We start from the raw sequence: 14250 nt of genomic DNA on the forward strand, positions 1-14250 counted from the left end.
CGGCAGCCGCGGCCGTGACCGGTCCCAAGGTTTCGTCCGAGTCGCTGTTGGCCCTAAAGCGCCGTGCGCGGCGCATCAACAGGGCCCTCGCGGAAAAGTACCCCTACGCGCACGCCGAGCTCGACTTCCGGAGCCCGTTTGAGCTGCTGGTGGCCACCGTCCTGTCCGCGCAGACCACGGATGTCACAGTCAACCAGATCACTCCGGTGCTGTTCGCCCGTTACCCTGACGCCCGCGCGATGGCCGAGGCCGACCCGGCCGAAATGGAAGAAATTATCAAACCCACTGGGTTCTTCCGGGCAAAAACCCGGAGCCTGATTGCGCTGGGCACGCGTCTGGTGGACGAATACAACGGTGTAGTGCCACGCCGGCTTGAGGACCTTGTGACCCTTCCGGGCGTGGGCCGCAAAACAGCGAACGTGGTGCTGGGCAACGCCTTCGGCGTCCCCGGGATCACGGTGGATACGCATTTTGGGCGCCTGGCACGCCGCTTCGGCTGGACTCTGTCCGAAGATCCCGTCCAGATCGAGTTCGACGTCGCGGAGCTGTTCGAGCCCAGGGACTGGACCATGCTCTCGCACCGGGTGGTGTTCCATGGGCGGCGGGTCTGCCATTCGCGGAAGCCTGCCTGCGGCGCCTGCCCGGTGGCCAACTGGTGCCCCAGCTACGGCCTGGGCGAGACCGATCCCGGCAAGGCGGCCAAACTGCTGAAGTACGAGCTCGCTCCCGGCAGCGAACCGCTGCTGGGGCAGCTGCTGGCCGAGGCGCACCGCGCAGCGGAAATCCGGATGGAATCACAGAAACGCGTTCCGTGAGCGCACGTCAGGACCTGATCGACCTGGTGCAGCGGACGGAAGCCGGTACAGCGCCCCAGCCCGATGCCCTGTGGGCGACGCTGACCGTGGACGAACGTATCGCCCGCCGCGCGGCCGTACTGATGCTGTTCGGTGTCCTGGACACCATCCCCGCTTCATCAGGCAAGCCGCTGGCGCCGGCTGACCTTGACGTCCTGCTGCTGGAGCGCGCGCACACCCTGGAGTCGCACCCGGGCCAGGTGGCGTTTCCGGGCGGCAGCATCGATCCCGGAGAAACGCCGGTGGAGGCTGCGCTGCGTGAAGCAGAAGAAGAAACCGGGCTGGACTCCGGCGGCGTGGAAGTCCTTGGCATGCTGCAGGAACTTGGGCTGGCACGGAGCAACTTCCTGGTGACGCCCGTGCTGGGCTGGTGGGCCTCGCCGTCGCCGGTACGCGTGGTGGATTACGGGGAATCCGCGCAGGTCTTCCGGATCCCGGTCCGGGACCTGCTGGACCCGGACAACCGGGTGATGTCCACCGTCAGCCGCGGCGGCCGGACATTCAACAGCCCGGCCTTCACGGTCAACGGGGTGGTGGTCTGGGGCTTCACCGGCATTGTGCTCACCGGGCTCTTTGAGCAGCTGGGCTGGGCCGTCCCCTGGGACCGGTCCCGCCTGCATAACATCATGATCTGACCGGCCGCAAACATCGCAGCCGGTTGCAGTTTCTAGGATTGTGGCTGTTGCCGGAGATCCACCACGATGCCGGTGGCCGCATTCTCGCGTACGGCCTTGATGCCCTCCAGCAGGGCACCTACGTGCTTGAAATTTGGCGAAACCGCCACGATGTTGCCGTCAGCGTCGGTGAGACGGAGCCTGTATGCCTCGTCGCCCACGCGGTGTATTTCGAACCTGCCCGCCATATGCCGGACCTCCCCTGGGTATGCATCTTTGCATGTAGTGCTCGACCCGCCTGCTTGAGTCAGTTAGTTGACTGTAACGCGGCTCACAGGGGCTCGGCCAGCTACTCCCGGGTAGGTTACTTCAGGGGGCGTACCGTGACCATTCCAGCGTGTGACTGGAGGAACCGCCAGCGGACCGCTATGGTGCCGGAATCCTCCCGACGCCGCTATTTGGCGTTGTCGTACGAGTCCACCACAGCGACGCTGACCGGAAACTCCACCGGGATGCGTCCGAACAGCAGCTCCTTGGCTGCGCTGGCCGCGTCTTCAATCGCCGCGATGCACGCGTCAACCTGCTCCTCCGGGGCGTGGACCATCACTTCGTCGTGCAGGAAGAACACCAGCTCCGCGCGGCCGGAACCTTCCGCGCGCATCCCGCGCAGCCGCCGTCGTAGTTCCGCGAGCCAGCACGCCGCCCAGTCCGCCGCCGAGCCCTGCACCACAAAGTTCCGCGTGAACCGGCCCCGGGAGCGGGCAATGGATTCGGCACGGCGCTGCTCCTCGGCGGTGGTGGATTGCTGGCTCTGGAACCACTGCCGTGAGGGCGGCGGGCTGCTCCGGCCCAGCCGGGTGGTGACCGTGCCGCCGGCCTCACCGTCGCGCGCCGCCTGTTCCACGAAGCCCACCGCGCGCGGGTAGGTCTTGGCCAGCTGCGGCATCAGGCGTCCGGACTCGCCGGTGGTGGCACCGTAGATGGCGCCCAGCAGGGCCACTTTGGCTTTCGCACGGTCGCCGCCGAAACCCTGGGCGGCGATGCCGGCGTAGAGGTCCTTGTCGCGTGCAGCCTCTGCCATCTTCGTGTCCTGTGCCAGCGCCACCAGGACACGGGGCTCCAGCTGGGAGGCATCTGCCACGATGAGCCTGTAGCCCGGATCGGCGTGCACGGCGCCGCGGATCTGGCGCGGAATCTGCAGGGCCCCGCCGCCGCGCGATGCCCACCGGCCCGAGACGACGCCGCCCACCACATATTCGGGCCGGAACCGTCCGCCATCAACCCAGGCGTCCAGCCATGCCCAGCCGTTGGCCGTGTGCAGGCGGGAAAGTTTTTTGTAGGCGAGCAGCGGTTCGATGGCGGGATGGCTGGATTCCTTCAGCTCCCACTGCCGTGTGCTTTTTACCTCGATGCCGTTCCGGTGCAGGGCGCGCATCAGTTCCTGCGGTGAGTCCGGGTTCAGTCCGGGGGAGCTGAGGAGCGCCCGCAGCTCGGTGTTCAGCGCTTCCAGCTTCGCCGGCCGGTGGCCGGAAGGTGGGCGTGGCCCCAGGTAGTTGGTGAGGATCTTCTCGTGCAGGTCCTCCCGCCACGGCACACCGGCGTGCTGCATTTCGGCGGCGATCATGGCTGCGGCGGATTCGGCGGCGAGGAGCAACTGGAGCCGTCTGGGCCGGTTCTCCCCGGGGCTCGCGGCTGCCAGAGCCGTCTGTTGTGCAGCGTATTCGACCCTGAGTTCCTCGGGCGTGCAGCGATGCGTTGCGCCGCGGCCCGGGTCCTCGAACAGTTCGCCCTGCTCCGCGGGCGGTGCGGGCGGCTGGAGGGCACGCGGCGGCTGGAGCTCCTCATCCAGCGTGAACTTTTCGGCGTTCCGCGCGTAGTCGGTATGGGCCGTGAATTCGGAGCAGGCAAGGATGTTGCCGCACAGGCTGAGGTCATAACACCGGTCCAGCTCGACGCCGGACGCCAGCAGCAGGGGGTACCAGTCCTGGGTGCGGTGCCATATCCAGCGCGGCGGGGGGCCGCCGTTCGGCCGGCTTTCCAGGTGACGCACGACGGCGGCGAGCTCGCCCATGGTGACCACCCGCGGTTCGGGGGTGTTCGGGTGGGGGTCTCCGGCCTGGGTGAGTTCCTGGAAGGCTGCGCCGTGGGGATGGGCGGCGAGCAGCAGGTACATAAGACAATTCTGCCCTGTCGCGGCGGTCGGCTTGTGCGGGCCTCCTGGGGCGGGCACGCGGCGTTGCCCGCCGCCCGGTTGTCCTCCACAGGCTCTGGGGGTCCCGTTTGTTGCGCACTTTGTCCACATAGGACGGTTCACGGCTTACCGTTTCGCAACCTGGCGGTGAGAGTTGCCCTATGAGCAGGCACCAGCAAGCCCCGTCACCGTCAGGCCCGGCCAGCGCATTCACGCCGGCTCGCCGCCCGGCACCGGAGGAGCCAGCCGCCATGGCCGGCGAACTGACCCATGCCCGGGGCCCGGATCCCGGGGCATGGCTGCCGGAGGAAGCGGCGGAGGTGTTGCTGGTTACCGGATTCGACTTTCTGCGGGGCGAAGTGGAGCGCATCGTCGCGGCCGCAGGCGGCCAGCTGCGGGTAGTGGCCGACCCCCTGGAGGCGGCAAGGTACTGGGACTCATCGTCAGCTGTGCTCGTGGGCAGCGATGTCCGTGAACTGCCGCCGCGGCGGCGCGCTCCCGCCGTGCTCGTGGGCCTCAACGGGGAAGGCGACAGCCTGTGGCACCTGGCGGCCGCCCTCGGAGCCGAACGCGTAGCCGTCCTGCCGGATGCGGCTGCCTGGCTGGCCGAATACCTCAGCCGGTCGCGCTCGCCCCAGGCCGGCGGCCTGGTGCTGGGCGTCACCGGCGGATGCGGCGGGGCGGGCGCCACCACCGCCGCCATCTGGATCGCCCAGGCGGCCGCCGGTATGGGCGTCCGGGTGCTGCTGGTGGACGGCGACCCCTGGGGCGGTGGCCTGGAGCTGGCGCTGGCCGCCGAAGAACTGCCCGGACTCCGTTGGCCGGACCTGTCGGAGGCGAGTGGGAGCATCGATCCGGGCCAGCTCTCTGACTCCCTTCCCATCACGGGTGGCTTTTCCTTCCTGTCCTGGCCCGGGAGCCGGGAACGTGCCGCGCCAGTGGATGCCGTGGCCGCCGGCGGGGTCCTCGATGCCGCACGGCGGGGCTACGAGCTGGTTGTGGTGGACATCGGCCGCGGCTCCGAGCCGCTGCACACCTTCGCGTGGGACTGCGACCGGATCCTGGTGGTGCTTCCTGCCCAGCTGAAGGCAGCGGTGGCTTCGGCCCGGCTGCTCCAGGAACTTCCGCCCGTGGAGGCCGCCCTGCTGGTCCGGGGAAAGGCCGGCGCCGCCCTGGACAGTGCACTGATTGCCGACGCCGTGGGGCTCCCTGTCCACGGCCGGGTTCCTGACCTCCGCGGCGTGACAGGTGCTTCGGAGAGCGGGCGCCTTCTTGAGCTGGGGAAACGCCGCAGCGTGCGGCACTTTGCGGCTTCTGTCCTGGACCTGCTCGACGGCGAACCCGCCGCAGGCGGGCTGCCGTGAGCGGGCGGCCTCCTTTTCCACCGGGCTCCGTGCCGCCACCAGCTGTGGCACGCCGCCGCCAGGCGCGGATCCTTGATCCCCGGGGCCTGGACTCAGGGCTGTTGGAGTCAGTCCGGGAATCAGTGATGGCCGAGGCAGGGCCGGTGACTGCATCCCGGGTGGCCGCAGCTGTCCAGGCCACGGGAAAGATGCTCGGAACGGCTGGTTCCCTCGCCGCGGTGGAACGGATCAGCGCTGAGCTCAACGGGCTGGGACCGCTTCAGGAGCTCACGCGGGATCCGGCTGTTACGGACATTTTTGTCAATGCACCCGACTGCGTGTGGCTGGACCGGGGAAACGGACTGGAACGCTCGGCTGTGTCCTTCGCCGGCGAAACCCAGGTGCGGGCGCTCGCATCCAGGCTGGTCGCGGCCGGCGGCAGGCGCCTGGACGACGGTTCGCCCTGTGTCGATGTCAGGCTCGACGGCGGCTACCGCATCCACGCGGTGCTCCCGCCGATCTCCACCGCCGGCACCCTGCTGAGTGTCCGCATCCGTCGGGAGCAGGTTTTTACCATGGATGAGCTGCGGGGCGGTGGCATGTTCGGCGGGACCGTTCAGAACGTCCTGGAACGTGTTGTCGAGCGTCGGCTGAGCTTCCTCATCAGCGGGGCCACCGGCTCAGGCAAGACCACCCTGCTGTCCACGATGCTCAGCCTGTGCTCCCCGCGTGAGCGCATGGTCCTGATCGAAGATGCGTCCGAACTGAACCCCGTCCACCCGCACGTTGTGTCCTTGGAGTCCCGCCATGGCAACCTCGAAGGCGGCGGCGAAGTGGACCTGGGCGAACTTGTCCGCCAGGCGCTGCGGATGCGGCCCGACAGGCTGGTGGTCGGCGAATGCCGCGGCGCCGAGGTCCGGGAGCTGCTGACCGCGATGAACACCGGCCACACCGGCGGCGGCGGAACCATCCACGCGAACACGGCCACGGCTGTCCCAGCACGCCTGACGGCACTGGGTGCCCTGGCCGGGCTGGGGCAGGATGCCGTACGGCTCCAGGCGTCCAGCGCGCTCGACGTGGTCATCCACGTGGACAGGCCACCCCGGGGACGCCGGGTGGCGTGCATCGGTGTGATGGAGGAGGGCCCAGGCAGCCTGAACGTTGTTCCCGCACTCGAGATACGTGGGGACGAAGCCACTCCCGGCCCGGCATGGGTCCTCCTGGCCGGCCGGCTGGGGCTGGATGAGCGCCTCACCGGAACAGCGGCGTGACTGCCCTTCTCGCAGGCTGCCTGGTCCTGGCCGCCTGGCTGTTCGTGCGCCCGGCCCGGACTGCGGCCAACCGGTTCAGGCGTGCCGTGGGCCGCGCGGGCGGCGTCGGGGCTGCGACAGGACCAGCTGTCTTCAACCTCCCGGGCCGGGGAATGTCCGCCAGCCGAAATTCCGCCCGGCACGGTACGCGGGCAGGCCTCCTCCGACGGAACCGCAGAGATTCCGGCAGCATCTCCATGTCACTCGTGGTTCAGCAGCTGGCGGCGCTGCTGAAGGGTGGCAGGGCCCCGGCGCGGCTTTGGGACGAGCTGTGGTCCCTTTACTCTGCGCAGCCCGGGGAGGCTGGCCACAGCGACAGGACGGCCGGGCTGCGAGCGGGTTCGCGCCTCAGTCCAGGCTCTGTTGCAGTGCTCGGAGCAGCACGCGCTGCCGCGTTCCGCGGCGCGCCGGCGTCGGATGCCATCAGGAGTGCTGTCCCTGCCGCCTTTGGGCGCGCGGGCGGAAGGGAGCCGCGGATCTGGGACCAGCTTGCCGCATGCTTTGACATTGCCGAGGCCAGTGGATGCCCGCTCGCTGACGTGCTGACGCGGTTTGCCGCGCAGCTGGAGGTGGAGGACGATGCCGAAGCGGCCCGGCAGACTGCCCTGGCCGGTCCCCGGGCCACAGTCGGCCTGTTGACTTGGCTTCCGCTGATGGGACTTGGGCTGGGCATCGCCCTGGGCGTGGACCCGGTGGCCATTCTGGTCGGGACACCTCTTGGTCTGGCCTCCCTGGCCTCCGGCCTGGTTCTCACCGTCGCCGGCCGGATCTGGTCCGCCCGGCTGGTCCGGGCGGCAGCCGGAGCGGGGGTGCCATGACCGCGTCATTGCTGGCTGCCGCCGTCATGTTGGCCAGCCTGGCCGCTGCCGCGGTCGTGGCTTTCGCGGATCCCGGGCGAGTGGTGACGCGGCTGAAGGGTCTCGGCCCCGGCATTGCCACGAAGGTGCACCCGGCTCAGGGGAACCAGGCGGGTGAATGGCCAGGTCAGCAGGGCCGGTTGGGCGGCAGGGCCGGACCCGCCCGGAGGGGGACACAGTCCCTGGGCTCCGGCGGCAACCTCGACGGCCTGCGGGACACCGCCATGATGCTGGAACTGGTGGCCGCCATGCTGGACGCGGGCTCCGGAATCGGCCGTTCACTGGAACTCGTCGCAGCTGCTGCTTCCCCGGAGTGCCGCCAGTCACTCCGGCCTGTTGTGTCGGCGCTGGCCATCGGGGCGGACTGGGAGACTGCCTGGCGCAGCTCGGAAGTCCGCCTGTCCGAAATTCTGGAAATGCGGGACTCGCTGGGCTTCGCGGCAGTGACCGGCGCTCCGTCGTCGGCGATTCTCTATGCACAGGCCGCCAGGATCCGACGTGAGCGGTTCCGGGCGGCCGAAAAGCGCGCAGCGTCCCTCGGAGTGAAGCTGGTGATTCCGTTGGGGCTGTGCTCGCTGCCGGCGTTCATCTGCCTCGGCGTCGTTCCCGTGCTCCTTGCCCTGGTGCCTGCCTAATGATTGGCCGCTGTATGCCTTCCACCGTGGGTCGATCCTGAGCCTGGTCCTTGCACGTTTTCCCTCCAGAGCCCGCTCCCCGTTTGACCGCGTGGCCCCAGTACACCTTCCCACCATGGGGCGATCCTGAGCCGGCTTGCCTCCTGAGTCTTGCGCCCTTCCTGGCCGTTGGCCGGAGGTGGATCCTTTCCTCCACAGCCGTGACCTGCTCCTGCTTATCCACTTAGGGCGGCCGGTCCCTTACCGCCGCCGGCCCGGCCGGGAAGAGTCGGACGTACCGGCAACCGGGCCGGACCTCTGAAAGGAAAACACCATGCTGATGAACCAAAGCACAGCCGCCAGCGCCACGGAACACAGGGCCTCACGCGCCGAAACCACCGTCGAAGTCGAAGGGGGCGCCGGAGCACAAGAGTCGGATGCCGCCGCCGAGATGAACAACAACGTCGTGGAGCTCTACCCGGGCGCCAGCAGGAGACGCGGACACAGCCGCGGCCGAATGCGCCGCCTCGGGTCGGAAGCGGGAATGGCCACCGCCGAATACGCCATTGCCACCCTCGCTGCCGTGGGCTTCGCCGGACTGCTGGTGTTCATTCTTCGCAGTGATGAGGTGCGCGGTTTCCTCCTGAACCTCATCCGTACGGCACTGGCCTTGCCGTGACCGGGCTCCTGCCCTGGCGCCTCGGCAGATGCGGAAACAGCTGCAGCTGCGGCCAGCGTGGCTGCCCCGGGCCGGGGAAGGCCCGGGGAGCCGTGACTGCGGAGTTCGCCGTGGCGCTTCCGGCCGTACTGCTGCTCTTGGCGCTGCTGCTGGCCGGTGCCGCAGCGGGAGCCACCCAGCTGCGGCTTGAAGAGGCAGCGCTCGCAGGCGCGAGGGCGTTGGCACGGGGCGAGAGCCCGGCAGCGGCGGAAGCGATAGTGAGCAGGCTCGCCGGAGCCTCGGCCACGGCGGCCATCGCGGCAGAGGGCGAATGGGTTAACGTCACCGTGGCCGACAAAGTGGCCGGGACGTTGGGGTCGGCGGTGCCGTGGACTCTGACTGCAAGGGCTTCCACCCGGATCGAAACGGCGGGCGCCCGTGGGTCTGCCATACCGGGCCCGCCGACCCACGATCAAATCCCAGCGGGGCCACCCTGGCAACGGAACCGTTCGTCAGGCACTGTGGCATGAGCCGGAGTTTGCCGGACCACCCAGAGCGCGGATCCGGAACCGTCCTTGCTGCCGGACTGGCGCTGGTGGTGATCATGGCCATGACACTCGTTCTGTTGCTGGCCCAGTCGGCCGTGATGGCCACAAGGGCTGCGGCGGCCGCGGATCTTGCCGCGCTCGCCGCGGCGGATGCCCTCCGCGGCCTCACAGAGGGGGATCCGTGCGCAGTCGCGGCGGAAGTAGCTGGCCGGCATGCCGCCAAGGTGGTCAGCTGCAGCGCAGGGGCAGGCCAGACCATCGAGGTCAGGACCGAACTCCTGGCAAGGACCACGCTGGGAACAGCCGCCGGCCGCGCCAGGGCGGGACCGCCGCCCTAGCCCTCAAGGTTGGCGGGCCCCGGGTTGGCGGGCTCACGGTTGGCGGGCTCACGGTCCTGAGGGGTTCCGGCTGGGGCCTGCACGGCGGGGGGAAGTGCCTCGCTGGCATCCTTGAGCAGGACATCAATGAGGGTGATGGCAGCCGCTTTGTCCAGCGGATTATTTTTGTTCCCGCATTTGGGGGACTGCACGCAGGACGGGCAGCCGGCTTCGCATTCGCAGGCCTCAATGGCGTCCCGGGTGGCGGAGAGCCACACTTTGGCCTTATCAAAGCCGCGTTCGGCGAAGCCCGCGCCGCCGGGGTGCCCGTCATACACAAAGATGGTGGGCACCCCGGTGTCGGCGTGGATGGCCGTCGAAACGCCGCCGATGTCCCACCGGTCGCTGGAGGCCACCAGGGGCAGGAGTCCGATCGCGGCATGTTCGGCAGCGTGGAGGGCGCCGGGGAACTGGGCCTCGATGAGCCCCGCCCCGGTCAGGGAGCGGTTGTCCACAACGAACCAGACGGCCTTGGTGAACAGGTCCCTGGCGCCCAGCTCCAGCGGCTCCTCACCCAGGATTTCATTTGAGATCAGGGCCTTGCGCTGAAAGGAGACCACCTGCGTTGTCACCTTCACATCACCGAAGTGCACAGCGACGTCACCCCACTGAGCCGTGCGCAGCGTCTCCAGCACTTCGATCTGGGTCACGTCGCGGGCAGTTGTGTAATAGTCCGGATTGGCACGCCGGACAACCACGCAGTGCTCGTCCTCGTTCAGGTCCTCCACCACATAGCTGTCGCCCTGGTGGACGTAGACGGCTCCGGTGTGCGCCTGGTAATGCGTCTGCGGCGAGTCCATGGTTCCCAGCAGCGAGCCGGTGTCGGCATCAACAATGCTTACGGGGCCGCCCCCGTCGGCACGGAGGTTCACCATGGCGGCGGCGCTTTGCGAGTGTGTCCAGAACCATCCAGCGGGCCGGCGCCGCAGGTATCCCTGGGACACCAGCTGTCCCAGCAGTTTCTCGGCCGAACTGCCGAAGAGGCCCAGCTCGGTCACGCCCAATGGCAGCTCCGCGGCGGCAGCGCACAGGTGTGGCCCCAACACGTACGGATTGGAAGGATCGAAAACCGTGGCCTCAACGGAGACGTCAAAGATCGCCTCGGGATGGTTCACCAGGTAGGTATCCAGCGGGTCGTCGCTCGCCACAAACGCGGCAATGGCGTCCTGGCCTGCCCGGCCCGCCCGGCCGATCTGCTGGAAGAGGGATGCCCTGGTGCCAGGCCAGCCGGCCACCAGCACCGCGTCGAGGCCGGATATGTCGATCCCGAGTTCCAGGGCGGAGGTGCTGGAGACACCCAGGAGTTGGCCGGAGCGCAGTGCCTTTTCCAACGCGCGGCGTTCTTCCGGCAGGTACCCGGAGCGGTAGGCAGCCACGCGCTGTGGCAGGCTGGGGTCCACCTCGTCCAGGAGGCGTTTTGTGATCGAGGAAATGGTCTCGGCACCGCGCCGGGACTTGATGAAGGCGATGGTGCGGATCTGTGCGGAAACGAGGTTTGCCAGCAGGTCGGCCGTTTCCGCCACAGCAGTCCGCCGCTCCCTGGCCCCGTTTTCGCCCTTGAGTTCGGTCAGTGCCGGCTCCCAGAATGCCACGGTGGTGGCGCCATGGGGGGAGCAGTCCTGGGCGACGGCACGGACCGGGGCGCCGATCAGCCGCCCGAAGGACGTGCCGGGCTCAGAAGCGGTAGCGGAAGCTGCGATAAACACCGGCTCCGGCCGGGACGTTCCCGCGCCGTAGTAGGCGCAGATGCGGCGCAGCCTCCGCATCAGGTTGGCCACATGGGAGCCGAACACTCCCCGGTAGCTGTGGGCCTCGTCCACGATGACGTACCGCAGCCGCCGGAAGAAGCCTGCCCACCAGGCGTGGTTGGGCAGGATCCCGAAGTGGAGCATGTCCGGGTTGGCGAGGATGACATTCGCGTGGTCGCGGATCCAGCGCCGGGAGGCGGGGTCGGTGTCGCCGTCGTAGGTTTCAGCCCTGACCGTTGGCAGCTTCAAGGCGCGGATGGCGGCCAGCTGGTCGGCCGCCAGGGCCTTGGTGGGGGAGAGATAGAGCGTCACGGCGCCGTCGTCATGGATTTTTCCGGGTTCGGACAGGACCCGGAGTTCTGAACGATGGATGGCGTCCAAGGCAGGCAACTGGTACGCCAACGATTTTCCGGAGGCGGTGCCGGTGGCGATGACAACGTGCTCGCCGCCGTGGGCCAGGTCGGCGGCTTCAATTTGGTGCCGGTATGGCTCGTGAATGCCCAGCGAGCCATAGGCTGCCACCAGATCGGGGTGCGCCCAGCCCGGCCACGCCGCGTGGACAGCCTTCCGCGCGGGAATCGTGCGGACATGACGGAGCTGTTCCGGGTCCGGGCCGCGGCCTAGCAGGGGAATCAGCGAGTCATGGGGGATCACCGACAACATTCTGTCATTCGGAGAAAAATTACCCGACGGAGAGGTCAGCGCCTTCGTCGGATGCGGATAACATCAGGACCCGGCACACGTTGGACCAGCCAAGGTGTGAGTACAGCTTCTGCCCGTCACGGGAGGCGAGGAGCAGGCCGTTCTCCACGTCGTGCTCGAAGGCCTGCGCGGCCAGGGCCTTCATAATGAAGCTGCCCAGCCCGCGGCGCTGGAATGCCGGCTCCGTCACGATCTTGTCGAAGACCGCGGTATCGCCCACAACAAACACCCTGCCGCTGGCCGCCACAGTGTCCCCGGACCGGACCACGGCGTGGTGCACGCCATCCAGTTCAGACGTGGACAGGGCGAGATCGTCATCCGAGAGCCACGGGTCCTCGGAATCCTGGGTTTCCATGTCCACGATCATCATCGTCTGGGAGTCGGACGTGACGTTGAGGCCGTGATTTTGGGCCAGGGTTGTGTAGCGTGCGACGTCGTTGGTCAGGACGGTCAGGATCCTCGCCCGAGCCTCGGCGGTCTTAGCCACCAAGGAAGCAAACTCGTCATCTGACGGATCGTGGGCGAAGTATTCCCAATCCCCGGTTGTGTCGCTCCGAAGGGCCGCAGGAAACCGCCCCTCGGTGGCAGTCTGGTAGCCGCGGCAGCCGGCCCAGCCGGCAACCCAGACTTCAAGAAGGTGTGTGATGTCTCCAACCATGGCGTCCGGACTCATGTGATGAGAGTATTCCAGCCCTGTCACAAGCAACAGGGGTTCGCTGCGCCGAGATGACTTGCTTATGCAATTGTGATGAGGCCATGCTGCCTTTCGCCGTTGTCGTCCACGGGTACAGAACGCCCTAAACCGCGCTGAACAGGCACGACGTTGCGGTGGCCGTGCGGGAAGGCGCCCGCTGAGCGCCGGAACGCGCCCGGCGCGGTGAAGCCAGTACCCTTAAATACGTGGCTTTGAACCGAATTGTCCTCTTTTACGGCTTTACCCCGCTCGCAGATCCGGACGCGGTGCGGCTCTGGCAGCGTGCCCTCTGCGAGAAGCTGGGGCTGACCGGACGCATCCTCATCTCCAAGGACGGCATCAACGCAACCGTGGGTGGCGAGATCGGCGCGGTCAAGCAGTATGTGAAGACCACCCGGGAATACAAGGGCTTCCACGACATCGACGTGAAGTGGTCCGACGGCGGTGCGGACGATTTCCCCCGCCTCAGCGTCAAGGTCCGGGACGAGATCGTCTCCTTTGGTGCTCCTGGCGAGCTCAAGGTGGATGAGAACGGCGTGGTGGGCGGCGGCACCCACCTCAAGCCGGAGGAACTGCACCAACTCGTGGACGCCAGGAAACAGGCCGGGGAAGACGTGGTGTTCTTCGACGGCCGCAACGCCTTTGAGGCCCAGATCGGCCGGTTCAAGGACGCGGTGGTCCCGGATGTGGCCACTACCCACGACTTCATCAAGGAACTCGACTCCGGCAAGTACGACGCCCTCAAGGACAAGCCCGTAGTCACCTACTGCACCGGCGGAATCCGGTGTGAGGTGCTCTCCAGCCTGATGGTGAACCGCGGCTTCAAGGAGGTCTACCAGCTCGACGGCGGCATCGTCCGCTACGGCGAGACTTTCAAGGACCAGGGCCTCTGGGAAGGCTCGCTCTACGTCTTCGACAAGCGCATGCACCTGGAGTTCAGCGAGGACGCCAAGACCATCGGTGAATGCGTCCGCTGCGCTGCCCCCACCAGCAAGTTCGAGAACTGCTCCAACCCGAGCTGCCGCACGCTGACCCTGTACTGCGCCGGATGTGCCGCCAGCCCGGAGACGCTCCGCTGCCCCCAAGGCTGCACGGTCTGAAATCTGCGCAGTCTGAAGCTGAGGATTGGTCAGCCAGACGGTCCAATCGGGGTCAGCCGGTACGCGTAATTCGCAAGTGACCTGGGCTCAACACGGAAAGTAAGCGCAGACTCCTTGGACAGGTAGATCACGTTCGACCTGATGGAACCGCAGCGCAGGGTGAGGTCCACCAGCGTGAACTGGTCGCTGCGGACGGTGAATGTGACCCGCCGCTGGCTCCGGCACACCAGGGCCAGGGCGTACGTTCCGGCGGGCAGTCCTGCCGCGGTCTCGGACTTGATCTCGCCTCCGGTGAGGATGCCATAGTCCATTACCAGCTGCCGCTCGATGTTGGGCAGCTCCTCCTCCACCCAGTCCTCCAGTTCGGCTTCGGTGACGGGCTCATTGCGCAGCTGATCGCGGAATGCCGGTTCGGTGAAGGCCGGCCCGGGGACAGACTCGGGTGCCCGCCAGCCTTCGTCATACGTGTATTCGCAGCCGGCAAGCGAGGCGGTTGCCACCAGAACGGCTGTTGCCCACAGTACGACGGCGGCCCTCGCCCGGATGCGCAGGGATGCCTTCCGGGACGGGCTGGGGTCCGGAATAGATACCGCATTTTGACGAGGCGGCGCCCCCTGCATCGCGGGCATACTCCGACTCT

Annotated in this window: 15 protein-coding genes; 10 read left to right on the forward strand and 5 right to left on the reverse strand. The window is 67.7% G+C overall.

Annotated elements, in window-relative coordinates; genetic code table 11:
* Positions 1-14 precede the first annotated feature (14 nt).
* Positions 15-815: an endonuclease III gene (nth, locus tag AU175_RS14400; RefSeq protein ID WP_066290139.1), complete on the forward strand. Its 801-nt coding sequence runs from the start codon at positions 15-17 to the stop codon at positions 813-815.
* On the forward strand, positions 812-1489 hold the full coding sequence (locus tag AU175_RS14405; RefSeq protein ID WP_066290142.1) for an NUDIX hydrolase: 678 nt from the start codon (positions 812-814) through the stop codon (positions 1487-1489). Before nth ends, AU175_RS14405 begins: the two co-directional genes overlap by 4 nt.
* A 32-nt stretch (positions 1490-1521) precedes the next feature.
* On the opposite strand, the gene AU175_RS14410 is transcribed toward AU175_RS14405, so the two are convergent.
* Positions 1522-1716, reverse strand: a complete 195-nt coding sequence (locus tag AU175_RS14410) for a YegP family protein (RefSeq protein ID WP_066290144.1) — start codon at positions 1714-1716, stop codon at positions 1522-1524.
* Between the two features lie 206 nt (positions 1717-1922).
* On the reverse strand, positions 1923-3641 hold the full coding sequence (locus AU175_RS14415; protein WP_066290145.1) for a bifunctional 3'-5' exonuclease/DNA polymerase: 1719 nt from the start codon (positions 3639-3641) through the stop codon (positions 1923-1925).
* A gap of 179 nt (positions 3642-3820) precedes the next feature.
* Between AU175_RS14415 and ssd the strand changes: the two genes are divergently transcribed.
* The 7 genes from ssd to AU175_RS14450 all read left to right on the forward strand — a co-directional run bounded on the left by ssd (position 3821) and on the right by AU175_RS14450 (position 9327).
* Positions 3821-5023: a septum site-determining protein Ssd gene (gene ssd, locus AU175_RS14420; protein ID WP_442855300.1), complete on the forward strand. Its 1203-nt coding sequence runs from the start codon at positions 3821-3823 to the stop codon at positions 5021-5023.
* 29 nt (positions 5024-5052) lie between these two features.
* Positions 5053-6273 carry a TadA family conjugal transfer-associated ATPase gene (locus AU175_RS14425; RefSeq protein ID WP_231938575.1) on the forward strand — a complete coding sequence of 407 codons (1221 nt, stop codon included), beginning with the start codon at positions 5053-5055 and terminating at the stop codon, positions 6271-6273.
* Complete coding sequence (locus AU175_RS14430; RefSeq protein ID WP_066290148.1) at positions 6270-7130, forward strand: type II secretion system F family protein; 861 nt, start codon at positions 6270-6272, stop codon at positions 7128-7130. The genes AU175_RS14425 and AU175_RS14430 overlap by 4 nt, the downstream gene beginning before the upstream one ends.
* Positions 7127-7804, forward strand: a complete 678-nt coding sequence (locus tag AU175_RS14435) for a type II secretion system F family protein (RefSeq protein WP_066290150.1) — start codon at positions 7127-7129, stop codon at positions 7802-7804. The genes AU175_RS14430 and AU175_RS14435 overlap by 4 nt, the downstream gene beginning before the upstream one ends.
* Before the next feature lie 313 nt (positions 7805-8117).
* On the forward strand, positions 8118-8462 hold the full coding sequence (locus AU175_RS22445; RefSeq protein ID WP_082979170.1) for a DUF4244 domain-containing protein: 345 nt from the start codon (positions 8118-8120) through the stop codon (positions 8460-8462).
* Positions 8463-8554: 92 nt separating this feature from the next.
* The gene (locus tag AU175_RS14445) at positions 8555-8971 is read left to right on the forward strand and encodes a TadE family type IV pilus minor pilin (protein ID WP_231938576.1); all 417 of its coding nucleotides are present in this window, start codon (positions 8555-8557) and stop codon (positions 8969-8971) included.
* Positions 8968-9327: an Rv3654c family TadE-like protein gene (locus AU175_RS14450; RefSeq protein ID WP_066290152.1), complete on the forward strand. Its 360-nt coding sequence runs from the start codon at positions 8968-8970 to the stop codon at positions 9325-9327. Before AU175_RS14445 ends, AU175_RS14450 begins: the two co-directional genes overlap by 4 nt.
* Here AU175_RS14450 and AU175_RS14455 read toward each other — a convergent pair.
* Both AU175_RS14455 and AU175_RS14460 read right to left on the reverse strand, forming a co-directional pair.
* On the reverse strand, positions 9324-11768 hold the full coding sequence (locus AU175_RS14455) for a DEAD/DEAH box helicase (protein WP_231938577.1): 2445 nt from the start codon (positions 11766-11768) through the stop codon (positions 9324-9326). The two genes, AU175_RS14450 and AU175_RS14455, sit on opposite strands and share 4 nt — an antisense overlap.
* 28 nt (positions 11769-11796) lie before the next feature.
* Entirely contained in the window at positions 11797-12489 is a 693-nt protein-coding gene (locus AU175_RS14460; protein ID WP_066290155.1) for a GNAT family N-acetyltransferase, read from the reverse strand.
* A gap of 227 nt (positions 12490-12716) precedes the next feature.
* Between AU175_RS14460 and trhO the strand changes: the two genes are divergently transcribed.
* On the forward strand, positions 12717-13610 hold the full coding sequence (gene trhO, locus AU175_RS14465; protein WP_066290161.1) for an oxygen-dependent tRNA uridine(34) hydroxylase TrhO: 894 nt from the start codon (positions 12717-12719) through the stop codon (positions 13608-13610).
* 29 nt (positions 13611-13639) lie between these two features.
* Here the strand turns inward: trhO and AU175_RS14470 are convergent, their stop codons facing one another.
* Positions 13640-14239 (reverse strand): hypothetical protein, encoded by a 600-nt coding sequence (locus AU175_RS14470; protein ID WP_231938578.1) that lies wholly within the window; start codon positions 14237-14239, stop codon positions 13640-13642.
* Positions 14240-14250: the final 11 nt, after the last annotated feature.

It is taken from the genome of Arthrobacter sp. B6 (assembly GCF_001663775.1).
GTDB lineage: Bacteria > Actinomycetota > Actinomycetes > Actinomycetales > Micrococcaceae > Arthrobacter.